Annotated in this window: 20 protein-coding genes; 16 read left to right on the top strand and 4 right to left on the bottom strand. The window is 65.1% G+C overall.

Features of this window, described 5'->3' with window-relative positions; translation table 11 throughout:
- Together BGO64_RS05420 and BGO64_RS05425 are read left to right on the top strand one after the other, a co-directional pair.
- Complete coding sequence (locus tag BGO64_RS05420) at positions 1 to 1,257, top strand: glutamate-5-semialdehyde dehydrogenase (protein ID WP_353743866.1); 1,257 nt, start codon at positions 1 to 3, stop codon at positions 1,255 to 1,257.
- 156 nt (positions 1,258 to 1,413) lie between these two features.
- Positions 1,414 to 2,049, top strand: a complete 636-nt coding sequence (locus tag BGO64_RS05425; RefSeq protein ID WP_042016892.1) for a murein L,D-transpeptidase catalytic domain family protein — start codon at positions 1,414 to 1,416, stop codon at positions 2,047 to 2,049.
- Positions 2,050 to 2,218: 169 nt separating this feature from the next.
- Here BGO64_RS05425 and BGO64_RS05430 read toward each other — a convergent pair whose 3' ends face one another.
- Complete coding sequence (locus BGO64_RS05430) at positions 2,219 to 2,650, bottom strand: universal stress protein (protein WP_041212463.1); 432 nt, start codon at positions 2,648 to 2,650, stop codon at positions 2,219 to 2,221.
- Between the two features lie 194 nt (positions 2,651 to 2,844).
- Between BGO64_RS05430 and BGO64_RS05435 the strand changes: the two genes are divergently transcribed.
- A complete protein-coding gene (locus BGO64_RS05435) occupies positions 2,845 to 3,588 on the top strand; it encodes a transporter substrate-binding domain-containing protein (RefSeq protein WP_102948432.1) in 744 nt (247 codons plus the stop codon).
- 42 nt (positions 3,589 to 3,630) lie between these two features.
- Here the strand turns inward: BGO64_RS05435 and BGO64_RS05440 are convergent, their stop codons facing one another.
- Entirely contained in the window at positions 3,631 to 4,134 is a 504-nt protein-coding gene (locus BGO64_RS05440; RefSeq protein ID WP_104455405.1) for an RNA methyltransferase, read from the bottom strand.
- Positions 4,135 to 4,418: 284 nt separating this feature from the next.
- Here BGO64_RS05440 and BGO64_RS05445 point away from each other — a divergent pair, with 284 nt between their 5' ends.
- The 10 genes from BGO64_RS05445 to BGO64_RS05490 all read left to right on the top strand — a co-directional run bounded on the left by BGO64_RS05445 (position 4,419) and on the right by BGO64_RS05490 (position 17,216).
- Positions 4,419 to 7,043 carry a nitrate reductase gene (locus BGO64_RS05445; RefSeq protein ID WP_286700302.1) on the top strand — a complete coding sequence of 875 codons (2,625 nt, stop codon included), beginning with the start codon at positions 4,419 to 4,421 and terminating at the stop codon, positions 7,041 to 7,043.
- 28 nt (positions 7,044 to 7,071) lie between these two features.
- The gene (gene cobA, locus BGO64_RS05450; protein ID WP_010675453.1) at positions 7,072 to 7,830 is read left to right on the top strand and encodes a uroporphyrinogen-III C-methyltransferase; all 759 of its coding nucleotides are present in this window, start codon (positions 7,072 to 7,074) and stop codon (positions 7,828 to 7,830) included.
- Positions 7,831 to 7,955: 125 nt separating this feature from the next.
- On the top strand, positions 7,956 to 8,540 hold the full coding sequence (locus tag BGO64_RS05455) for an ANTAR domain-containing response regulator (protein WP_010675452.1): 585 nt from the start codon (positions 7,956 to 7,958) through the stop codon (positions 8,538 to 8,540).
- A gap of 345 nt (positions 8,541 to 8,885) precedes the next feature.
- Positions 8,886 to 10,241, top strand: coding sequence for a CmpA/NrtA family ABC transporter substrate-binding protein (locus BGO64_RS05460; RefSeq protein ID WP_286700303.1), 1,356 nt, complete (start codon positions 8,886 to 8,888; stop codon positions 10,239 to 10,241).
- A 14-nt stretch (positions 10,242 to 10,255) separates the two neighbouring features.
- Positions 10,256 to 11,215: an ABC transporter permease gene (locus BGO64_RS05465; protein ID WP_286700304.1), complete on the top strand. Its 960-nt coding sequence runs from the start codon at positions 10,256 to 10,258 to the stop codon at positions 11,213 to 11,215.
- Positions 11,216 to 11,246: 31 nt separating this feature from the next.
- Positions 11,247 to 12,068, top strand: coding sequence for an ABC transporter ATP-binding protein (locus BGO64_RS05470; protein WP_010675449.1), 822 nt, complete (start codon positions 11,247 to 11,249; stop codon positions 12,066 to 12,068).
- 26 nt (positions 12,069 to 12,094) lie between these two features.
- Positions 12,095 to 14,677, top strand: coding sequence for a nitrite reductase large subunit NirB (gene nirB / locus BGO64_RS05475; protein ID WP_286700305.1), 2,583 nt, complete (start codon positions 12,095 to 12,097; stop codon positions 14,675 to 14,677).
- Positions 14,678 to 14,724: 47 nt separating this feature from the next.
- Entirely contained in the window at positions 14,725 to 15,078 is a 354-nt protein-coding gene (nirD, locus tag BGO64_RS05480) for a nitrite reductase small subunit NirD (protein WP_048208634.1), read from the top strand.
- Between the two features lie 144 nt (positions 15,079 to 15,222).
- Positions 15,223 to 16,314 carry a PfkB family carbohydrate kinase gene (locus BGO64_RS05485; RefSeq protein WP_286700306.1) on the top strand — a complete coding sequence of 364 codons (1,092 nt, stop codon included), beginning with the start codon at positions 15,223 to 15,225 and terminating at the stop codon, positions 16,312 to 16,314.
- On the top strand, positions 16,308 to 17,216 hold the full coding sequence (locus BGO64_RS05490; RefSeq protein WP_039040336.1) for a pseudouridine-5'-phosphate glycosidase: 909 nt from the start codon (positions 16,308 to 16,310) through the stop codon (positions 17,214 to 17,216). The genes BGO64_RS05485 and BGO64_RS05490 overlap by 7 nt, the downstream gene beginning before the upstream one ends.
- A 72-nt stretch (positions 17,217 to 17,288) precedes the next feature.
- Here the strand turns inward: BGO64_RS05490 and BGO64_RS05495 are convergent, their stop codons facing one another.
- Positions 17,289 to 18,014, bottom strand: coding sequence for a carbonic anhydrase (locus BGO64_RS05495; RefSeq protein WP_286700307.1), 726 nt, complete (start codon positions 18,012 to 18,014; stop codon positions 17,289 to 17,291).
- Positions 18,015 to 18,659: 645 nt separating this feature from the next.
- Between BGO64_RS05495 and BGO64_RS05500 the strand changes: the two genes are divergently transcribed.
- Entirely contained in the window at positions 18,660 to 19,415 is a 756-nt protein-coding gene (locus BGO64_RS05500; RefSeq protein WP_286700308.1) for a DNA/RNA non-specific endonuclease, read from the top strand.
- 208 nt (positions 19,416 to 19,623) lie between these two features.
- Complete coding sequence (locus BGO64_RS05505; RefSeq protein WP_103255340.1) at positions 19,624 to 19,971, top strand: DUF2541 family protein; 348 nt, start codon at positions 19,624 to 19,626, stop codon at positions 19,969 to 19,971.
- Between the two features lie 31 nt (positions 19,972 to 20,002).
- Here the strand turns inward: BGO64_RS05505 and mog are convergent, their stop codons facing one another.
- On the bottom strand, positions 20,003 to 20,533 hold the full coding sequence (gene mog / locus BGO64_RS05510) for a molybdopterin adenylyltransferase (RefSeq protein WP_041212474.1): 531 nt from the start codon (positions 20,531 to 20,533) through the stop codon (positions 20,003 to 20,005).
- Positions 20,534 to 20,940: 407 nt separating this feature from the next.
- On the opposite strand from mog, the gene BGO64_RS05515 reads away from it, so the two are divergent.
- Positions 20,941 to 21,279: a DUF3135 domain-containing protein gene (locus tag BGO64_RS05515; RefSeq protein ID WP_010675440.1), complete on the top strand. Its 339-nt coding sequence runs from the start codon at positions 20,941 to 20,943 to the stop codon at positions 21,277 to 21,279.
- The last annotated feature ends 67 nt before the right edge of the window (positions 21,280 to 21,346 follow it).

Genomic DNA, 21,346 nt, shown 5'->3' on the forward strand with positions numbered 1-21,346 from the left:
GTGATGAGTCTGGAGAAAATGGGGCAGGCGGCCCGTGAAGCCGCCTATCAACTGGCCACCGTCAGCACGGCACAGAAGAACCGGGCGCTGGCGGCCATCGCCGATGAACTGGAAGCACGCAGTGCCCAGATCCTGGCGGCCAACGAGAAAGACATCGCCGCCGGGCGCGAGGCGGGGCTAACGGAAGCCATGCTGGATCGCCTGCTGCTCAACCCGGCGCGCCTTGTCGGCATCGTGGCGGATGTGCGCAAGGTGATCACCCTGGACGATCCGGTCGGGGCCGAAATCGACAGCCGGGTGCTGGAGAATGGCCTGCGCCTCTCCCGTCGCCGGGTGCCCATCGGGGTCATCGGCGTCATCTACGAGGCGCGCCCCAATGTCACCATCGACATCGCCAGCCTCTGCCTCAAGACCGGCAACGCCAGCATTCTGCGCGGTGGTCGCGAGACCTTCCACTCCAACCTGGAGCTGGTGCGGGTGATCCAGCATGCCCTGGCGGCGTCCGGCCTGCCCGAGGCGGCGGTGCAGTACATCGACAACCCGGACAGGGCGCTGGTGGCCGAGTTGCTGCGCCTCGACCGCTACGTGGACATGATCATCCCCCGCGGCGGCGCGGGTCTTCACAAGATGTGCAAGGAGAACAGCTCCATCCCCGTCATCATCGGCGGGTTCGGTATCAGCCATATCTTCGTGGACGAGAGCGCCGATCTGGCACGTTCCCTGGCGGTCATCGAGAACGCCAAGGTGCAGCGCCCCTCCGCCTGCAACGCCCTCGATACCCTGCTGGTACACGAGAAGGTGGCGGCCACCTTGCTGCCGCAACTGGTGGCTCTGATGAACGAGCGCAAGGTGACCCTGGTGGGTGCGCCCAATGCCATGGCGCTGCTGGCTGGCAGCGACAACCTGTGCGACGCGGGGCCGGAAGATTTCGACACCGAGTGGCTGGGGCTGACCCTGGGGGTCAAGGTGGTGGCGGACGTCAACGAGGCGCTCACCCATATGCGCGAGCACAACGCCGGCCACTCCGATGCCATCCTGACCAACTCCCTCGCCAATGCCGAGCGTTTCGTCAACGGGGCCGGTTCGGCGGCGGTCTATGTCAACGCCTCCACCCGCTTCACCGACGGCGGCCAGTTTGGCCTCGGGGCCGAGGTGGCGGTCTCGACCCAGATGCTTCACGCCCGTGGCCCCATGGGGCTGACCGAACTCACCAGCTACAAGTGGGTGGGGCAGGCGGATTATCTCAGCCGTGCCTGATCCAGGCACGCTCAGCAAGCAGGACAATGCCGACTCAGGTCGGCATTTTTGTGCTTTTTTATTGCTCGCAATCAATGGCTTGCATATAACTATCCAGCAGGATGCGATGTCACCCGGGGCATCAGGCCAGCGACAGCAAGGGGAGCAACTTCAAGGATGAAGGGACAGGATAGGAGTGCGTGGTGGGGCAGCCTCTGGCTGAGCCTGCCACTGCTGCTGGGGGCGCTCTGTTTCAGCGGTGCCAGCCACGCCAGCTGGGACCAGGATCTCTATCGTCAGCTCGGGCTGGCCGGCAAGCTCGACAGCCGCGTGTTTCGCAAGGCCCTGGACGGTTACCAGAGCGTGCGCCACAAGCGAAAACCCATTCTCACCATCATCGACTACAGCAAGCCCTCGACCATGCGCCGGCTGTTCGTCATCGACGTCAAGCGCCACAAGCTGCTCTACCACACCTGGGTCAGCCACGGCCGTAATTCGGGGGAGCTGGCCGCCCGCCAGTTCTCCAATCAGATGAATTCCCGGCAAAGTTCCCTGGGGGTCTACCGCACCGCCGAGACCTATCAGGGCAAGCACGGTTACTCCCTGCGTCTCGACGGCCTCAGTCCCGGCAAGAACAGCAATGCCCGCAAGCGCGCCATCGTGGTGCACGGGGCGGATTATGCCAGCCCCAGGCATCTGCAGAAGTTTGACAAGCTGGGGCGCAGCTGGGGATGCCCGGCCCTGCCAAGGGAGCAGTCCAGGGCCATTATCGACACCATCAAGGGAGGGAGCGTCATCTATGCCCACGGCTGAGAGCCTGCCCGTGAGCCTGCTGCGAGGGCGTCACCAGGACTGGTGGGCGGCGCTCTACCTTGCCGACGACCTCTCGTTATCCCTCGTGCACCGGTTCTGAGATGAGCATCCCATGGCAATGAACAGCAAAAAGGCCAGCATATGCTGGCCTTGGCGCATCAGGCGGGGATTATTTGCGGACCACCAGCACAGGGCAGGGAGCGTGGCGCACCACGGATTCCGCCACGCTGCCTACCAGCAGGTGGGTGATGCCGGAGCGGCCATGGCTGCCCATGACCACGAGATCCACCTTGTCTTCCTTCGCCTGGAGGACGATTTCATCGGCGGCGCGGCCAAAACGGACCTCGAACTTGGCCGGAATGGGCAGGCAGGCGACCAGTTCCTTGAGCTGACTCTTGGCCTGGCGTTCCATCTCGTGGGTGATCTCGATGGCCGTCATGTGCAGGATCTTGTAGCTGTCGAAGCCGTGCAGCTGATCCACCACGTGGACCAGTTTGAGCTCGGCCTGGTGGGTGTTGGCCATGAAGACGGCGTAGTCGAGTACCGCTCTGGACATCTCGGAGAAATCGACGGGGCAGAGCAGGGATTTGATGGTTGGCATGAGAATCTCCCCTCAAGTTGGGCTACTAATGAATCTTGTTTGCCATGATACGCTGTGGGGCGACAATAACCCTCGACCCGCTCGCAAAATGGGGAAAATGTCGGCCGGGACTCTGTTTTTCTATGCTATCTGTATGCCTGAACGGGCCGTCCGGCGGTGAGCATCTGCCGAGTGCCATATCACTGAGGATATTCATGGTTCGTCTTTTTCTGTTCTGTTGCCTGCTGATCACCTCGTTCGTGCGGGCAGACACCATACACGTCTATTGCGACGACTGGCCCGGCTTCTGTCACCGGGACGGCAAGGGGGTCTATCTGGATGTGGTTCGAGCCATCTATGAACCCCTGGGGCACGAGGTGAAGCTTCACATGGTGCCTTACAAACGGGCACTGGCGGTGGTGTCGCAAAAGGAGGGGGACATGGCGATGGGGGTCTATCGGGGAGAAGTGCCCGGGGTCCATCAGCCCGACTACCCCGACTCGGCGGACTACGTGAGCGTGGTGATGCAAAAGCGCTGGCTGCCGCACTGGGCAGGGGAGCACAGCCTCAAGGAGCAGGAGGTGCTCTGGCTGAGGGGGTGGGCCTTTGACAAGTTCATCCCGGAGCCGATGCGCTGGTTCGAGATAGACAGCCACGAGATGGCGCTGCAATTGCTGCTCAAGGGGCGTTACCGCTACTACCTGACCGACGGCGCCCTCTACCCCGAAGGCTCCCTTCCCCCCGAGCTGGTACAGGTATTCCTGCGCTGGATTCCGACCTACCCCATCTTCGCCGATACCCCGAAGGGCAGGCAGTTGCACGGGCTCTGGGATCCCGGCATGCGCACACTGATAAGGCAGGGCAAGCTGGCGGAGATCTATCGGCAGAACAAGCTCTACGACTACTACCAGGACTTTCTCAGGGAACAGGTGGTGCGGGCGAACAAGCCACAGCCCTAGCTGTTGGGCCTGATGCCGTCATCGGGCCCCTCTTGTCCTGCCTCAGCCTTTGGCTCTGAGCGTCTTGGCCAACCGGTCATAGAGGATGACGTTGACCGAGGCGGCCAGGTTCATGCAACCCTGAGTCGGCACATAGATGACCTCCTTCACCGCCGCGAAGCGGGCGGGTTCCAGGGTGCCATCCTCCGGGCCGAAGATGTAGAAGGCTCTCTCGGGGTGCACGTAATCCGGCAGGGGCGTGGCCCCCTCGATCAAATCCACCAGCACAGGGGTGCAGCCCTCGGGCACGAAGTCCAGCAGCTCCTCGACCCCGAGCAGGGGGATCTTCTCCACCATCTGCTTGGTGTCGGTCACAAAGCGGCGTGCCAGCTCGAAGCGCTGCCCCGTGTAGTAGACCTCGTCCGCCCCGTAGCAGCCGGCGGCCCGCATCACGGCGCCCACGTTCTCCGGGGATTTGGGATTGACCAACCCGATGGCGCAATAGTCCCCTCTCTCCCGGGCATCTGCCCGGTGCTGCCCGGCAGCGCCTTCATCTGACACTTTCATCTCTCTCTCCTGTGTGGCGGCGCATTATACCCCCGGTGGGCCCCTTGCCCAGCGTGCGGGGCGGATTCCCGCAAGGCGGGCCCAACAAGGGGGCGGCTGCACCGTGGCGGCGCAGCCCGACACCCTGATGCGCAATGGCGGCGCCCCTTGCATCCTGGCGCGGGGTTTGCAGTCACTTCCCCATACAAGACGATGAGGCATCCGGACAAAGGCGTCCGTCCCCGCAGGGGGGCGGACGCTTTTTTTATGGGCCCCTCGTCAGACACATGACAAGGAGCAAGGGAATGAAGACCACCTGTGCCTATTGCGGAGTGGGGTGCGGCATCCGGCTGAGCCGGGAGGGCGACAACTGGCAGTTGCAGGGGGATGAGCAGCATCCGGCCAATGGCGGCGCCCTGTGCGTCAAGGGAGCCAGCCTGCTGGAGAGCCTGGCCTTTCCCGATCGCCTGCTCTATCCGCGCTGGATGGGGCAGCGCATCGGCTGGGAGGAGGCCCTGGACACCCTGGCGGAGCGTTTTGCCGCCATCCTGGCCGAGTCCGGGCCGGATGCCATCGGCATCTATCTGTCGGGCCAGCTGACCACCGAGGATTACTACGTCGCCAACAAGCTGATGAAGGGGTACCTCGGCAGTGCCAACGTGGACACAAACTCCCGGCTCTGCATGTCGTCGGCGGTGGTGGCCCACCAGCGCGCCTTCGGGGAGGATCTGGTGCCCGCCTGCTACGAGGATCTCGAGCTCGCCGATCTGGTGGTGCTCACCGGTGCCAACACCGCCTGGACCCATCCCGTGCTGTTTCGCCGCCTGCAGCAGGCCAGGGCGCGGCGCCCCGAGCTCAGGCTGGTGGTGCTGGATCCCCGCCGCACCATGACGGCGGAGCAGGGGGATCTGCATCTGGCACTCAAACCCGGCAGCGACGTGACGCTCTGGAACGGCCTGTGCCGCTACCTGCTCGATGTCGATGGCTGGGACAAGGCCTATGTGGCGCAGCACGTGAGCGGCTTTGAGGCGTTGGCGGCGGCGCTGGACGATCCGGCCTGGCAGTTGGACGAGGTGGCCCGCAGCTGCGGCCTCTCCCGCAGCGATCTGATCGGTTTCTACCAGCTCTTTGCCCGTACCCCCAAGACCGTCACCCTGTTCTGCCAGGGGATCAACCAGTCCAACCAGGGAGTGGACAAGGCCAACGCCATCATCAACGCCCACCTGATGTGCGGTCGTATCGGCAAGCCGGGGGCGGCTCCCTTCTCCATGACGGGGCAACCCAACGCTATGGGAGGGCGCGAGGTGGGGGGGCTCGCGACCCAGCTCGCCGCCCACATGGGCTTTGGCGAGGCCGAGTGCGATCGGGTACAGCGCTTCTGGGGAAGCCCGACCATGGTGCGCGGACCGGGGCACAAGGCCGTCGAGCTGTTCGAGGCGGTGCACCGGGGGGAGATCCGCGCGCTCTGGGTGCTCGGCACCAACCCGGCAGTCTCCCTGCCGGACGGCAACCGGGTGCGCGAGGCCCTGAGCCGCTGCGAGCTGCTGGTGGTCTCCGAGGTGACGGCCAACACCGACACGGCGCGCCTCGCCCACCTGCTGTTGCCTGCCGCCGCCTGGGGGGAGAAGAGCGGCACCGTCACCAACTCCGAGCGCACCATCAGCCGCCAGCGCGCCTTCCTGCCCCTGCCGGGGGAGGCCAGGCCCGACTGGTGGGCCCTGACCCGGCTCGCCCGTCGGCTCGGCTTTGGCGAGGGGTTCGCCTATGAGCACGAGCACGAGATCTTCTGCGAGCATGCCGCCCTCTCCGGGTTTGAGAACGACGGATCCCGCCAGTTCGACATCTCCGGGCTGGCGGGTCTCACCCGTGCCGAATTCGAGGCGTTGGAACCCCTGCGCTGGCCCGTCAACGCTGACTGGCCCCGTGGGCGGGATCGCCTGTTCGAGGATGGGCGCTTCGCCACCCCGGATGGCCGGGCCCGCCTGCTGCCCCTGGCCCAGCGCTTCCCCGAGCAGCCAGCAACGCCCCCGCTTGCAGGGGCTGTCTCCCTGCTCCTCAACAGTGGCCGCCTGCGGGATCAGTGGCACACCATGACCCGCACCGGCCACGTGCCCCGGTTGCAGGAGGCCGAGCCCTGGCCCAGGGTGCGGATGGGGGCCGCCAGCCTGCTGGCGCTTGGCGTGAAGGAGGGGGATCTGGTGCGCCTTTGCAACGGGCTTGGGGAGGCGCTGCTGCTGGTGGGGCTGGATGAGGGGCTCAGGGAGGGGGAGGCCTTCCTGCCCATGCACTGGACCGACAGCCAGTGCAGCCAGGGGGCGGTCAACCGCCTCATCGCCCCCGTGGTGGATCCCCTTTCCGGCCAGCCGATGTTCAAACAGGGGCGGGTGCAGGCCAGGGCGCAGCTCACCCGCTGGCAAGGGCTCTGGTGTGGCCGGGGTGAGTGGCGCGAGCCGGTGGACTGGTGGGCCAGGCGCCCCCTGCCCGAGGGGAACTGCACCCTGCTGGCCTCCTGGTCAGAGAGCACAGAGCGCCTGTGGCAACGGCTGGGGGCCGAGGGGCACTGGCTCAGGCTGCCCATGAAGGAGGGGTGGCTGGCCGTGGCCCTGGCCGGAGATCGTATCGAGGGGATCCTGCTGGTGGGGGGGCGGCGCCCGGACATCAAGGTCGACCTGCTGGCCAGTCTGCTCGGCACGCCGCTCCAGGCGGGGGCCCTGAGCCAGACCCTGAGCCAGGCCCTGGCCGGGGAGAGCCGGCTGGTCTGCTCCTGCCTGCGGGTCTCGGAGCAGCGCATCGTCGATGCCATCACCCGGCAGGGGGTGAGCGAGTTGGCGGGGCTGCAGGCCCTGCTCGGCTGTGGCAGCAACTGCGGCACCTGTCTGCCCGAAATCGACAAGCTGTTGATCAAACATGTTTTCCTGGCATCCGCTTAGTGCGGTGCTAGGACACAAGGAGCCTGAGATGAGCCAAATCAGTCTGGTGGGAGCGGGCCCCGGGCCCCTCGAATTGTTGACCCTGCGCGCCCTGCACCGTCTGGAGGCGGCAGAGGTCGTGGTCTATGACCGCCTGGTGGGGAGCGAGATCCTGGCCCGCATTCCCCACGGGGCGGCCCGCTTCGACGTGGGCAAGCGCTGCGGTGAGCCGAGCCCGACCCAGGAGGAGATCAACGCCCTGCTGCTGGCCCTGGCCCGCACGGGCAAGCGGGTGGTGCGCCTCAAGGGAGGGGATCCCCTGGTGTTCGGGCGCGGCGGCGAGGAGGCGCTGCACCTGGCCCGGCACGGCATCGAGGCCGAGCTGGTGCCGGGGATCACGGCGGCCCTGGGGTGCGCCGCCAGCAGCTTCATTCCCCTGACCCACAGGGGGCTGGCCCGCTCCCTGACCCTGGTGACGGGGCACCTGATGGACGAGCGCGACTATCAGGGCTGGCAGGGGCTGACCCGGGCGGGCCACACCCTGGTGTTCTACATGGGGCTGGAGCGGGCGGCCCGCATTCGGGAAGGGATGTTGAGGGCGGGGGCCCCGGGCGCGCTGCCGGTGGCCCTGGTGGTGGCTGGCTGCAGCCCCCGCCAGCAAGTGCACGAGGCCACGCTCGATGGCCTGGAGCAAGCTGCCCGTGCCCTGCTGGGCCAGAGCCCGGTGCTGATCATCATGGGGGAGGTGGTGCGGCTGCGCGCCGAGCTGCAGGGACTGCTGACGGAGGCCCTGGAACGGGTCGCCTGAGGGGCGATTCTCCCTCTACCCCTACTACCTCCTGATAGATAAAAAGGAGGTAGATTCAAAGAGTTGGCCTTCATGTTGCGGCATTTTCGCCAGACAGAACGCGATCGTCGCCGGCAAGGAGCGCCATGACCACTTTTTCCACCCGGGGCCAGGACGGCCCCGCTTCCCGGCTGTTGATCCACGCCGATGACCCGGGCCAGGCGAACCGCCTGGCCCTGCTGGTCAGTCACTACGGCCATCAGCCCGGGATCCTCGATACCCGCCAGTTGCTGACGCCGACGCAGAGGGGGGATGCCCTGCTCGTCAGTTGCCGCCAGTTCAGCGCCGAGGTACGCCTAGGCCTCTCTCTTTGGCCCGACATGCCGCGCCTCTTGTTCTGCGAGCGGCTGGGGGGGGATACCCAGCTCGCCCTGTTGCAGCAGGGGGTGTTGCTGGTGCCCCACCCTTGCGGCGAGCGTGAGCCGGTGGAGCAGTGGCTGCGCCTGGCCCGCAGTCAGCTCGCCATGGTGCAGGCCCTGATGCAGACCGAGAGCGAGCTGCGCCAGAAGCTGGAGGATAGGCGGCTCATCGAGCAAGCCAAGGGACGCTTGATGCGCCATCAGGGGCTGGACGAGGATGAGGCCTATCGCCTGATGCGCAGCACCGCCATGAGTCGTCACCTGAGCCTGGGGGAGCTGGCGCGGCAACTGCTGCAGGCTTTGCCCGCCTGAGCGCTCCCGTGGCCAACCGTTTTGGTGCAACTGCGCCTAATTGAGGCAAATTTGAGGGAGGATCTGGGCATCACAGGCCGCAAAGGGCCGCCTGATGCACCCTGGACGAGCTGGCACGGAAAGTGAATAACAAAAACACGATAGCAATGAAGTAACGATGCGCAGTGAGGGGCCGGTCAGGTCACTCACCCGCAACAGGGCAAAGAAGCCCCGCCGATCCCGGATCGGCGGGGCTTTTTTTTTGGTCGCGACGCACCTTGGGTCGCAGCGCTGCAACGAGGTGGCACTGCGATTCCAGGCAGCCTGGCGCCATGGCCCTGACCCGGAACCGAGGGAGGAGATGCAATGAACGGACGACAAGGATGTGCGGGGCTGCTGCTGGCGGCGTTGTCGCTGCCGGTGCTGGCACTGGGAGCCCCGGAGCAGGAGGAGCTCAGGCTCGGCTTCATCAAGCTGACCGACATGGCGCCGCTGGCGGTGGCCTACGAGCGTGGCTATTTCGAGGATGAGGGACTCTACGTCACCCTCGAAGCCCAGGCGAACTGGAAGATCCTGCTGGATCGGGTGATAGACGGCGAGCTGGACGGTGCCCAGATGCTGGCGGGCCAGCCCCTGGCGGCCCACATCGGCATCGGCACCCAGGCCGAGCTGGTGACGGCGTTTGCCATGGATCTCAACGGCAACGCCATCACGGTGGCCAACAGCGTCTGGGCCGCCATGGCGCCCCAGTTGCCCAGGCCGCAGGCGGGCCAGGTGCCGCCCCCGGTGAGCGCCGCCGCCCTCAAGCCCGTGGTGGCGGAGTATCGCCAGGGGGGTAAGCCCTTCAACATGGGGATGGTCTTCCCCGTCTCCCCCCACAACTACGAGCTGAGGTACTGGCTGGCGGCAGGTGGTCTGCACCCCGGTTTCTATGCACCCCGGCTCGGCGACAACTCGGGCCAGCGCCAGGCGGACGTGCTGCTGTCGGTGACGCCGCCGCCCCAGATGCCCGCCACCCTGGAGGCGGGCACCATCGCTGGCTACAGCGTGGGGGAGCCCTGGAACCAGCAGGCGGTCGCCAGGGGCATAGGGGTGCCCGTCATCACGGATAACGAGATCTGGCGCAACAACCCGGAGAAGGTGTTCGGCGTCACCCGGCAGTGGGCCGAGCGTCACCCCAACACCCATGTGCGGCTGGTGAAGGCGCTGCTGCGGGCGGCCTGGTGGCTGGATGCAGACGACAACGGCAACCGGCGCGCGGCGGCCAAGCTGCTGGCCAGACCCGAGTACGTGGGGGCGGACGAGCAGGTGATCGCCAGCTCCATGACCGGCACCTTCGAGTACGCCAGGGGGGACAAGCGCCAGGTGCCGGACTTCAACGTCTTCTTCCGCCACCACGCCACCTATCCCTACTACTCCGACGCCATCTGGTATCTGACCCAGATGCGGCGCTGGGGCCAGATCCCCGAAGCCAGACCGGACGCCTGGTTCGAGCAGGTGGCCAGGGCCGTCTATCAACCGGATGTCTATCGCCAGGCCGCCGAGGCCCTCATCGCCGAGGGCAAGCTCAAGGCCAGTGACTTCCCCGACTTTGCCAGCGAGCAGGGCTATCGCGGCCCCCAGGATGGCTTCATCGACGGCCTCATCTACGACGGCCGCCACCCCAACGCCTACCTGCAACAGTTCGCCATCGGCCTCAAGGGCGATGAGCGGGTGCAATGAGCAAGGAGATCCCGATGAAACGACACGCATGGCCCCTCATCCATTTAAAAGCCATCAACTGGAAAATCATGGTGCAGCCCCTGCTCGGCGTGCTGCTCTTCCTCGGCCTCTGGCAGTGGGGGGCGAGCCAGGTGCAGACCAGTCTGGGCACCCTGCCGGGGCCGCTCGCCACCGCCAGCCAGCTCTGGTCCCTCGGTCAGGATCACCTGGCGGAGCGGGAGAAGGCGGCGGCCTTCCTCGAACGCCAGCAGGTGCGCAATGCGGCAAGGCTGGCGGCGGATCCGGCGGCCGAGGTGAAGCTGCGTCCCTACACAGGACGTCCCACCTTCTTCGATCAGATAGCCACCAGCCTGCTCACCGTGCTGTGCGGCTTCGCGCTGGCGACCCTGATCGCCATTCCGTGCGGGGTGCTGCTCGGCATGAACCAGGGGCTCTATCGCGCAGCCAACCCGGTGATCCAGCTGCTCAAGCCGGTCTCCCCCCTGGCCTGGCTGCCGCTCATCACGCTAGTGGTGAGCGCTCTGTATGCAAATCCCGCCCCCTGGCTTGCCAAGTCCTTCCTCACCTCGGCCCTGACGGTGACCCTCTGCTCCCTCTGGCCGACCCTGATCAACACGGCGGTGGGGGTGGCGGGGCTGGATGGGGATCTGCACAACGTCAGCCGGGTGCTGCGCCTCTCCTTTGTGACCCATGTGCGGCGCATCGTGCTGCCCGGGGCCCTGCCCATGATCTTCACCGGGCTGCGGCTCTCCCTGGGGGTGGCCTGGATGGTGCTGATCGCGGCGGAGATGCTGGCCCAGAACCCGGGGCTCGGCAAGTTCGTGTGGGACGAGTTCCAGAGCGGCGGCTCTGCGTCTCTGGCCCGCATCATGGTGGCGGTGATCACCATAGGCCTCATCGGCTGCGCCCTGGACAGGGGCATGCTGGCCCTGCAGCAGTGGTTGTCCTGGGACAAGCGCCAGGTGCTGCGTTAATCACATTTCTATTCAGGCAGGAGAAGAGCCAATGAAGAGTTATCTGGAGATAAGCGACGTCGGCATCTCGTTCGAGACGGAGCAGGGCAGCTTCGAGGCCTTGAGCCGGGTCAACCTGCGCATCGAGAAGGGGGAGTTCGTCTCCCTCATCGGTCACTCGGGCTGCGGCAAGAGCACCGTCCTCAACCTGGTGGCCGGGCTGCTGGAGCCGACCCTGGGGGGCATCATTCTCGATGGTCGCGAGGTGGCGGGCCCGGGGCCAGAGCGGGCCATGGTGTTCCAGAACCACGCCCTGCTGCCCTGGCTCAGCGTCCAGCAGAACGTGGCGCTGGCGGTGGCCCAGGTGGAGTCTGACAAGCGGGCGGTGGCGGAGCGGGTGGACTACTACCTCTCCCTGGTGCAGATGGATCACGCCAGCCAGAAGATGCCCCACGAGCTGTCGGGGGGGATGAAGCAGCGGGTCGGCATCGCCCGCGCCCTCTCGCTCTCCCCCAAGGTGCTGCTGATGGACGAGCCGTTCGGCGCCCTCGATGCCCTGACCCGGGCCCATCTGCAGGATGCCCTGATGGCGATCCAGGCGGAGCTTGGCAACACCGTCATCATGATCACCCACGACGTGGACGAGGCGGTGCTGCTCTCCGATCGCATCGTCATGATGACCAATGGCCCCAGCGCCACGGTCGGTGAGATCCTGACCGTCGACCTGCCAAGGCCCAGAGACAGGGTCGCCCTGGCGGACGATCCCCACTACCACAAGCTGCGCCAGCAGGTGCTGCGCTTCCTCTACGAGAAGCAGCGCAAGGTGACCCCCCTCAAGGCAGCCGGGCAGGTGCGCAGCAAGCTGCGCGCCTGAGCCCGCCGGATTCAAGGAAGAGAGACATGACTGACAAAGAGCAACAGTGGGTGACAGAGGACGGCATGGGCCTGCTCGGTCGCCAGAACAGTGGTTCCGCCGAACAGACCGCAAAGCAACGGCTGCTGGTGGTGGGCAACGGCATGGTGGGTCACCACTTCGTCGAACAGCTGGTGGCGGCGGGCGGCCTCGAGCGGTTCGACGTGACGGTGTTTGGCGCCGAGCCTGACGCCGCCTACGACAGGGTGCACCTCTCCGAGGTATTCGGCGGCAAGGCGCCCCAGGCCCTGCGCATGGCGGATCCCGCCTGGTATGAAGAGCACGGCATAACGCTGCGACTGGGGGCCGAAGTGGAGGTGCTCGACCGGGCGGCCCGCACCCTGACGCTGGCCAACGGCGAGCAGTTCCCTTACGACCGTCTGGTGCTGGCGACCGGCTCCGTGCCCTTCGTGCCCCCCATCCCCGGCCATCAGCGAGAGGGCTGCTTCGTCTATCGCACCCTGGGAGATCTTGCCGCCATCCGCGATGCCTGCGCCCAGGCCCGCAGCGGCGTGGTCATCGGTGGCGGTCTGCTGGGGCTGGAGGCGGCCAACGCCCTGCGCCTGCTCGGACTCAAGACCCAGGTGGTGGAGTTCGCCCCCAGGCTGATGCCGGTACAGCTCGACGAGAGCGGCGGCGCCGTGCTGCGGGACAAGATCCAGGCCCTCGGGGTCGAGGTGCTGGTGGAGAAGGCCACCGAGTGCATCGAGCAGGGGGAGCAGGCCCGTCATCGCCTGCGTTTCAAGGACGGTTCCCACATTGAGACCGACGTGCTGCTGTTCTCGGCGGGGATCCGCCCCGCCGACGCCCTGGCCCGGCAATCCGGGCTGGAGGTCGGGGAGCGCGGCGGCATCTGCATCGACGACGGCTGCCACAGCTCGGATCCCGCCATCCTCGCCATCGGCGAGTGCGCGCTCTGGCAGGGGCGCATCTTCGGCCTGGTGGCTCCCGGGTACCAGATGGCCCGGGTCGCCGTGGCCAGCCTGTGTGGCGGCGAGACCCGCTTTATCGGGGCCGACATGTCCACCAAGCTCAAGCTGATGGGGGTGGACGTGGGCTCCATCGGCGACGCCCACGCCAGCACCGCCGGTGCCCAGGAGTTGTTGCTGCTGGACAGGGTCAACGGCATCTACAAGAAGCTGGTGACCGACGGCGAGGGCAATCGCCTGCTCGGCGCCATCCTGGTGGGGGACGGGGCCGATTACGAGCGGCTGCTGCAGTACTACCAGAACGGGGTGGCGCTGCCCCAGCCGCCGCTCTCCCTGCTGGTGGGGGAGGTCGGGGACGCTCCCGCGCCCCTGGTGCTGCCAGACAGCGCCATCCTCTGCTCCTGCCACAACGTCAACAAGGGGGACGTGGTGGCCGCCGTTCGGGCGGGCAATCACGAGCTGTCGGCGGTGAAGAGCTGCACCAAGGCCGGCACGGGTTGCGGCGGTTGCAGCAACCTGCTCAAGCAGGTGGTGGATCAGACCCTGGCGGACCTTGGCGTCGAGGCGGACAAGGGGTTGTGCGAGCACTTCGCCTACGGCCGTCAGGAGCTCTATCACCTGGCCCGGGTGGGCGAGCTGAAGAGCTTCGAGGCGCTGCGGGACAAGCACGGCCAGGGGTTGGGGTGCGACATCTGCAAGCCGACGGTGGCCTCCATCCTGGCGTCCCTCTGGAACGAGCACGTGCTGGAGAAGCCCCACCGCGCGTTGCAGGATACCAACGACGCCTTCCTTGCGAACCTGCAAAAGGACGGCACCTATTCGGTGGTGCCGCGCATCCCGGGGGGGGAGATCACCCCGGAGGGGCTCATCACCATCGGCGAAGTGGCGCGCAAGTACGGCCTCTACACCAAGATCACCGGCGGCCAGCGCATCGATCTCTTCGGCGCCCGGGTCGACCAGCTGCCCGCCATCTGGGGTGAGCTGGTGGCGGCGGGCTTCGAGACCGGTCAGGCCTACGGCAAGTCGGTGCGCACCGTGAAGTCCTGCGTGGGCTCCACCTGGTGTCGTTACGGGGTACAGGACTCCATGACCCTGACCCAGACCCTGGAACACCGCTACAAGGGGCTGCGGGCACCACACAAGCTGAAGTTTGCGGTCTCCGGCTGCACCCGGGAGTGCGCCGAGGCCCAGAGCAAGGACATCGGCGTCATCGCCACCGAGCGGGGCTGGAACCTCTATGTGTGCGGCAACGGCGGTATGCGGCCGCGCCACGCCGACCTCTTTGCCACGGATCTCGACGAGCAGACCCTGATCCGCTACATCGACCGGCTGCTGATGTTCTATGTGCGCACCGGGGACAGGCTGCAACGCACCTCGGTCTGGATGGAGAACATGGAAGGGGGGCTCGACTATCTCAGGTCGGTGATCATCGAGGACAGGCTCGGCATCGGTGCCGAGCTGGAGGCCATGATGGAGGGGATAGTCGGCACCTGGCAGTGCGAGTGGAAGAGCACATTGGCGGATCCGGACAAGCTCAAGTTGTTCGAGGCCTTCGTCAACCGGCCCGAGGACGAGACGCCGCCGCGCCGTGAGGAGCGGGGGCAATGGGTGCCGGATATCGCTGTCAAGGAGGTGGTATGAGCGGGGGCAACGGGTTGCACGCCCGCCATCAGTATCAAGGAGGTGGTATGAAGGATGACAAGGACGATGCACAGCTCTGCGGGCAGTGGCACCGGGTATGCGAGCTGGCGGCGCTGCCGGAGCAGGCCGGGCGCAGCGCCTGGCTGGAGGGGCGGGTACTGGCGCTGTTTCGCCTCGGGGAGCATGTCTATGCCCTGGACGGGGTGGATCCCCTGGCCGGCGTCGCGGTGCTGGGGCGTGGCCTGGTGGGGGATGCGGGGGGCGAACCCGTGGTGGCCTCGCCGCTGTACAAGCAGCGCTACGCCCTGATGGACGGTCGCTGTCTGGACGATCCTGCCCTGAGCGTCGCCTGCTGGCCGGTGCGGCTGGAGGGGAGCGAGGTCTGGGTACAGCTGGGGTGAGTGGCCCATCTGAAAACCATGTTGTGATCGCCGGGCACTGCCCGGTGATTTTTTGTGCGCGACCCGACATTTCTTGTACGAGAGGATGGCGGGAAAACGTTTTTCGGAAATAATGGACAAACGTTTGCAACTGGATGTTTGTCTATGACGGAACGTGAGCAAGAGATCCTCGCCCTGCTGCGCCAGGATCCCATGATTGCCCAGCAGGAGCTGGCGGACAGGCTCGGCATCAGCCGCTCCGCGCTGGCGAGCCACATCTCCAGCCTGATGCGCCAGGGCTATGTGCAGGGGCGCGGCTATGTGCTGCGCGAAGGCCCCTACGCCGTAGTGATCGGCGGCGCCAACATGGATATCTGTGGCTGCAGCCACGACAACCTGCGCATCGGCGACTCCAACCCGGGCCGGGTACGCACCTCCGCCGGCGGGGTAGGGCGCAACATCGCCGAGAACCTGGCGCGCCTTGGCACCGATACTCGCCTGCTGACTGCGGTGGGCAACGATCAATACGGCCACCACCTGCTGGAGGTGAGCCAGCGCGCCGGGGTCGATGTGCGCCAGGTGCTGGTACTGGAGGGTCAATCGACCTCCTGCTACCTCAGCCTGCACGATGGCAGCGGCGAGATGAGCTGCGCCGTCAACGACATGGGGATCATCGAGCAGCTCACCCCGGCCCGGCTTACCCCCCTGAGCGGTTTTCTCGGTGCGGCCCGGCTCTGGGTGCTCGACACCAACCTCGCCACCCACACCCTGGACTGGCTGTTCGAGCGCCAGGGTGAGCACATCATCTTCGTGGACACCGTGTCGGTGGCCAAGGTGGAGAAGATCCGCCCCTGGCTGCACCGCATCCACACCCTCAAACCCAATCGCACCGAGGCGGAGCAGCTGTGCGGCTTCACCATCGGCGGGCCCGACACCTGGCCCATGGCGGCGGCCTGGTTCCACCGCGCCGGGGTGCAGCGGCTGTTCCTGAGCCTAGGCGATCAGGGGATCTTCTATAGCGACGGGGCCTGCCAGGGCCATCTGCCCGTGCTCGGCAGCCCGGTCGTCAACGTGACCGGCGGCGGCGATGCCTTCATGGCAGGGCTGGCCCACGCCTGGTTGCTGGATCAGGGCATCATGGAGACAATCCGGTTCGCCCTCGGTTGCGCCGCCCTCACCGTCAATTGTTCCGATACCGTCTTTTCCGGCCTATCCAAGGCCGCCGTTGAACGCATGCTGGAGGAGTACCCATGTTGAACGCTTACCTCGATATCCAACCTGAAGTTGCCGCCGCGCTGGCTGCCGGCAAGCCGGTGGTGGCCCTGGAGTCCACCATCATCTCCCACGGCATGCCCTATCCGCAGAACGTGGAGACGGCGCGCCAGGTGGAGCAGGTGGTGCGGGACAACGGCGCCGTGCCGGCCACCATCGCCATCATCGATGGCCGCCTCAAGGTGGGTCTGGATGCGGGGGCCCTGGAGGCGCTGGGCCGGGCCGGCCACGCCGCCACCAAGTGCAGCCGCCGCGACATCCCCTTCGTGCTGGCCAACAAGGGGCTGGGGGCGACCACGGTGGCCTCCACCATGATAGTGGCCGCCATGGCCGGGATCCGGGTGTTCGCCACTGGCGGCATCGGCGGCGTGCATCGCGGCGCCCAGGAGACCTTCGACATCTCGGCGGATCTGCAGGAATTTGCCCAGACCCCGGTGGCCGTGGTCTGCGCCGGTGCCAAGTCGATCCTCGACATCGGTCTGACCCTGGAGTACCTGGAGACCCAGGGGGTGCCGGTGATCGGCTACCAGACCGAGGAGCTGCCCGCCTTCTACACCCGGGAGAGCGGCTTCAAGGTGGATTACCGCTTGGAGAGCCCGGCGGCCATCGCCGAGGCGCTGCGTCTGAAGTGGGAGCTGGGGCTGGCGGGGGGCGCCGTGGTGGCCAACCCGATCCCGACCCAGTTTGCCATGCCCAAGGCCGACATCGACGCCGCCATTGCCCAGGCACTGCGTGAGGCGGACGAGCAGGGGGTCAAGGGCAAGGCGTCCACCCCCTTCCTGCTGGCCCGGGTGTGCGAGCTGACCGGTGGCAACTCCCTGGCGGCCAATATCCAGTTGGTGCTGAACAACGCCGCGCTGGGGGCACGTATCGCTGCCAGCCTGTAAACACCTTTGCGGAAGATGCAAAAGAGGGCCAACAGGCCCTCTTTTTATTGCGTGAATCGGTGAGATAACCCCTTATTCCAGCACCAGTCGCCCGTTGAGAGGCTGGACGGAGCGGTTGTTGGGGTGGTGCATCACCGCCTTGAAGGCATCGATCTGGGCCTGGCTGGCCTGTACCGGCTCCTTCATCACCAGCCAGCGCACTCCTTCCGAGCAGGGTGGGGTGGTCAGGGACCCGCTGAAGCGGTAGTAGTCGTGCTGGGCGGGCAGCAGTTGCTCTGCCGAGATGGGTTCCTTGAAGGCATGGATCTCCCCCGCCTTGGCTGGCAACACCTGCCAGGCCTGGCTCAGGGCCCCATTGGCCTGGCCCGGCTCGAACATCACGGCGACCACCGCCAGCTCCCCCTTGTCATTGGCATGGACCAGGTGACCCTCCAGGGGGTAGGACCTGCCTTCGATGAGGTTTTCGCTGGGGGCGTGGAAGTGGAACTGCTTGAGCTCGAAGTGCATGCCGTCGAGCTCAAGGGTGCTGCCGGGGGCATAGTTGACCTGCACCGTGTGGCCGTTGTTGACCAGCGTCTTGCCACCCGCCTGATAGTGGAACTGCAGGGGGGCCAGATCGGCCTTCACCAGACCCGAGAGGTTGACCGGCGACTGGTTGCTGCCGGCACACTGGCCATATTCCGGGGTCAGGCTGGCCCATTTCGCCGGGCCGGCCTCGCCGCTGTATTCCCAGTGTGTGGTGGCGGCAAAGGCGGCAGGGCAGAGCAGCAGGGCGCCAGCCAGCAGGGACTTTTTCATCATGCATCCTTATCCTGATTGAAAAGCACGGCCATTCCTGGCCTTCCGGCAGGAAGGCCTCATCAATGGCATCGTTGGAAACGCAGGGTATGCGGTGTCAGACCGGATTAATTGTTATGAAAGGTCTGTCGTCATCGTTATTTGAAGCGTGGCATGAGGCGGCGCCATGATATATTCCGGCAACGGGGCCCGCTTATTCATGGAGGAGAAATCCTGCGGGCATTTTTGCCATGAACGGCCCCTTTTCATGGCGCCCCAAATAGATGACGGGCTGATTCTAGAGGGCTTTTCATGGCTCCGTTTGATCTCGAGCAAACAACCGCGGACTAATTATCGGGCTTGAGGATCCCTTATTTCGCTGGGATTTTTTCGATATTCCCTGACCCGGCCAGGGGCGTGCGCGGCGGGAGCCGGGCGCTGTGCTGACAGAATGCCTCGGTGTTGACCCCTTATCCCTCTGATAGTGCAGGAGAAATTCCCCCCTCATCACAGTGACGGCGGGATGACAATCCCCCGGTTGGCGACGCCTTGTTTGCGGTTTTGCCGTCCTTTTCACATTTCCGGATTGCTCGCTATTTGTGCGATTGCCTTACTCATCCGACCTGGTGTCAAATCACTCCGCCTAACACAAGGAGTGGCATAATAATGAATAATATCAACAAATTAGTTCTGGCTATCGGATTCACTCTCACCACTTTCCCGAGCCTGGCGGCGGGATTCCAGTGCGGGGAGCACGTTACCCTAGGGGTACCCGGTCAATCCAGTCAGCTGTTGTGCCGGGAGGGCTATGCCGCCGGGTACAACTACGACACCAAGGTCTCTGACTGGGTCTCTTACCGGATGACGGCCGCCAGCGCCCAGGGCCAGGTGCCGCGCAAGGATGCCTTCGCCGAGGACAAGGAGGTGCCGGTGCAGTTTCGCGCCACCCTGTCGGACTACAAGGGCTCGGGCTATGACCGCGGCCACCAGGCGCCGGCGGCGGACATGCGCTCCACCGCCAACACCATGAAGCAGAGCTTCCTGCTCACCAACATGACCCCGCAACTGCCAGCGCTCAACCAGGGGGCCTGGCGCATCCTGGAGGAGAAGACCCGGCAGTGGGCCATCACCTACAAGAGCGTGCAGGTGATCACCGGCCCCATCTTCACCCACTCCGATGGCGCCATCGGCAACGGCGTGACCGTGCCCCACGCCTACTACCGGGTGGTGATGGATCTGGCGGGCAAGCGGGCCATCGCCTTCATCCTGCCGCAAGAGAACGTCTCGGCCAGCAAGCTGGCGGACTATGTGGTGACGGTGGATGAGGTGGAGGAGCAGACCGGACTCGACTTCTTTACCGAGCTGCCTGACGAGGAGGAAGAGGCCATGGAGTCGCGGCTGTCGGCCATGTGGGGCGGTTAGCGCGTCCGGCAGGGGTAACAGGGGCCCAGGCCCCCGTTACCCACACGGGCCTCCGGCCATTGTCATGGCCCCTGGTACAGGGCCAGTACAGCTTGGGTCTGGCATCGGGCCCTTATCATGACTCCTTTTTTCAGGAGGCATCATGTCAGCGCTGTTTTCCCTTCACTCCTCGTCCACTCTTGCCCGCGCGTTGCGCATCTGCGTACCCATGGCGCTGCTGGGGGCTGCTGTTCCCCCGGCCATGGCCGACGAGGATATCCGCTTGGGGCAGACCATTCTGCTCGGGGTCGGCGATCATCCCGCCATCATTCCCATGCTCGCCTGCCGGCCGACCAAATCCATCATGGTCAAGGCAGGGCGGGAGTTGACCCTGGAGCGGGTCAAGGTGTTCTACGGCAACGATCGCAGCAAGACCCTCTATTTCGACAAGGTGTTGAAAGAGGATCAGGAGTCGGGGTGGCAATCCCTCGGCAGCCGACTCTGCATCAAGCGCATCGAGGTGTACGGCAATTCGGAAGGGAGCAGGGCAGGGGTCAAGGTGTATGGGCGCAAATGAGCGAAGGGCGGGGGAAATCCCCGCCCAGTGCTTATTTCTTCGGGCGGAACGGCTTGATGATGGCCTCGTCGCACTCGAGATAGGGCCCTTCCATCAGGTCGATGCAGTAGGGGATGGCGGGGAAGACCGCATCCAGGCACTCGCGGATCGATTTGGGCTTGCCCGGCAGGTTGACGATGAGCGAGCTGCCGCGCAGGCCGGCGGTCTGGCGCGACAGGATGGCGGTCGGCACGAACTTGAGGGACTCGGCCCGCATCAGCTCGCCAAAGCCCGGCATCATGCGATCGCACACCGCCTCGGTGGCCTCCGGGGTCACATCCCGCCTGGCCGGCCCTGTGCCCCCCGTGGTAACGACAAGGCAGCACTGCTCATCGTCCACCAGCCGAACCAGGGTCGCCTCAATCTGATCCTGCTCGTCGGGGATCACCTGATAGACGGGCTCCCATTCCGAGGTCAGGTAGGCGTTCAGGGTGTCGATGATGGCCTTGCCGGAGAGATCTTCGTAGATGCCTGCACTGGCGCGATCGCTGACGGTGACGATACCGATTCTTGCCTTGCTCATGGTCTGCCCTTGGTTGCCGCAATAAAGTGGTAAATAAAATAACATAATCAGTGAGATATGTTAAACCGCCGGATGAGGCAACGGGAGGGCATCGAGTCAGGGAGAGAGTCGAATGAAAAACAATTTTGAGAAAAGTCCGTTAATAAGGAATAAGGCCGAGAAAAATGACGCTGAAATTTTATAAAAAAACTGACGCAGGCCGGATTCGGTTAATTTCATGAATCATAAGGAATAAATGATTTTTTCCGCCAACGACGCGCAATTCGTGCCAAAAACCGGACTCCTGTGGCTCGGCGGTGAATGACCCAAAATCGCCACCATCCTATATAACCTTCCCTAGGGACAGTGAAATAGTGATGTGCCCGGCGTCGTTCCATTCCATGGGCGAGGTCCGGCCAGGAGGGTATATGGAGCTGCCTGATTTCGATACCCTGAAGTACTGGGCGCTGGCCGAGCCGGAGCGACTCGACGCGCTGCTGCACCAGCAGATAGAGACCCTGATCGCCCAGGTGGGGCCAGAGCGGCAACGTCGGTTGCGAGGTCTGCAATTTCGCATCGACTGCCAGCGCCGCCTGGCAAGAAACAACCTCGACAGCTGCATCCGGATAGCCAACATGATGCATGACTCCGTCTACGCCATGCGCCAGCACATTCTGGATCTGCAGAACGAATCCTGTCAGGAAATGGCAGAGCCCCCGCTGCCGGATAATGTGATAGCGTTTTCCAGTTATCTGAAACGGAAATAATTAAAGGCCCTGTTCAAGATATAAAAAAACAGGGTGTTTATTAATTTGTCTCACCCCTTCTCAAACA

The organism is Aeromonas sp. 62-46 (assembly GCF_001898585.1).
Taxonomy (GTDB): Bacteria; Pseudomonadota; Gammaproteobacteria; order Enterobacterales; family Aeromonadaceae; genus Aeromonas; species Aeromonas caviae.

Coding starts and splice junctions, on each gene's coding strand:
- BGO64_RS05460 (WP_286700303.1), top strand. CDS start 8,886: ATGAACGGACGACAAGGATGTGCGGGGCTGCTGCTGGCGGCGTTGTCG.
- BGO64_RS05500 (WP_286700308.1), top strand. CDS start 18,660: ATGAATAATATCAACAAATTAGTTCTGGCTATCGGATTCACTCTCACC.
- BGO64_RS05485 (WP_286700306.1), top strand. CDS start 15,223: ATGACGGAACGTGAGCAAGAGATCCTCGCCCTGCTGCGCCAGGATCCC.
- BGO64_RS05440 (WP_104455405.1), bottom strand. CDS start 4,134: ATGAAAGTGTCAGATGAAGGCGCTGCCGGGCAGCACCGGGCAGATGCC.
- mog (WP_041212474.1), bottom strand. CDS start 20,533: ATGAGCAAGGCAAGAATCGGTATCGTCACCGTCAGCGATCGCGCCAGT.
- BGO64_RS05465 (WP_286700304.1), top strand. CDS start 10,256: ATGAAACGACACGCATGGCCCCTCATCCATTTAAAAGCCATCAACTGG.
- BGO64_RS05435 (WP_102948432.1), top strand. CDS start 2,845: ATGGTTCGTCTTTTTCTGTTCTGTTGCCTGCTGATCACCTCGTTCGTG.
- cobA (WP_010675453.1), top strand. CDS start 7,072: ATGAGCCAAATCAGTCTGGTGGGAGCGGGCCCCGGGCCCCTCGAATTG.
- BGO64_RS05445 (WP_286700302.1), top strand. CDS start 4,419: ATGAAGACCACCTGTGCCTATTGCGGAGTGGGGTGCGGCATCCGGCTG.
- BGO64_RS05495 (WP_286700307.1), bottom strand. CDS start 18,014: ATGAAAAAGTCCCTGCTGGCTGGCGCCCTGCTGCTCTGCCCTGCCGCC.
- BGO64_RS05425 (WP_042016892.1), top strand. CDS start 1,414: ATGAAGGGACAGGATAGGAGTGCGTGGTGGGGCAGCCTCTGGCTGAGC.
- BGO64_RS05470 (WP_010675449.1), top strand. CDS start 11,247: ATGAAGAGTTATCTGGAGATAAGCGACGTCGGCATCTCGTTCGAGACG.
- BGO64_RS05515 (WP_010675440.1), top strand. CDS start 20,941: ATGGAGCTGCCTGATTTCGATACCCTGAAGTACTGGGCGCTGGCCGAG.
- BGO64_RS05505 (WP_103255340.1), top strand. CDS start 19,624: ATGGCGCTGCTGGGGGCTGCTGTTCCCCCGGCCATGGCCGACGAGGAT.
- BGO64_RS05430 (WP_041212463.1), bottom strand. CDS start 2,650: ATGCCAACCATCAAATCCCTGCTCTGCCCCGTCGATTTCTCCGAGATG.
- nirB (WP_286700305.1), top strand. CDS start 12,095: ATGACTGACAAAGAGCAACAGTGGGTGACAGAGGACGGCATGGGCCTG.
- BGO64_RS05455 (WP_010675452.1), top strand. CDS start 7,956: ATGACCACTTTTTCCACCCGGGGCCAGGACGGCCCCGCTTCCCGGCTG.
- nirD (WP_048208634.1), top strand. CDS start 14,725: ATGAAGGATGACAAGGACGATGCACAGCTCTGCGGGCAGTGGCACCGG.
- BGO64_RS05490 (WP_039040336.1), top strand. CDS start 16,308: ATGTTGAACGCTTACCTCGATATCCAACCTGAAGTTGCCGCCGCGCTG.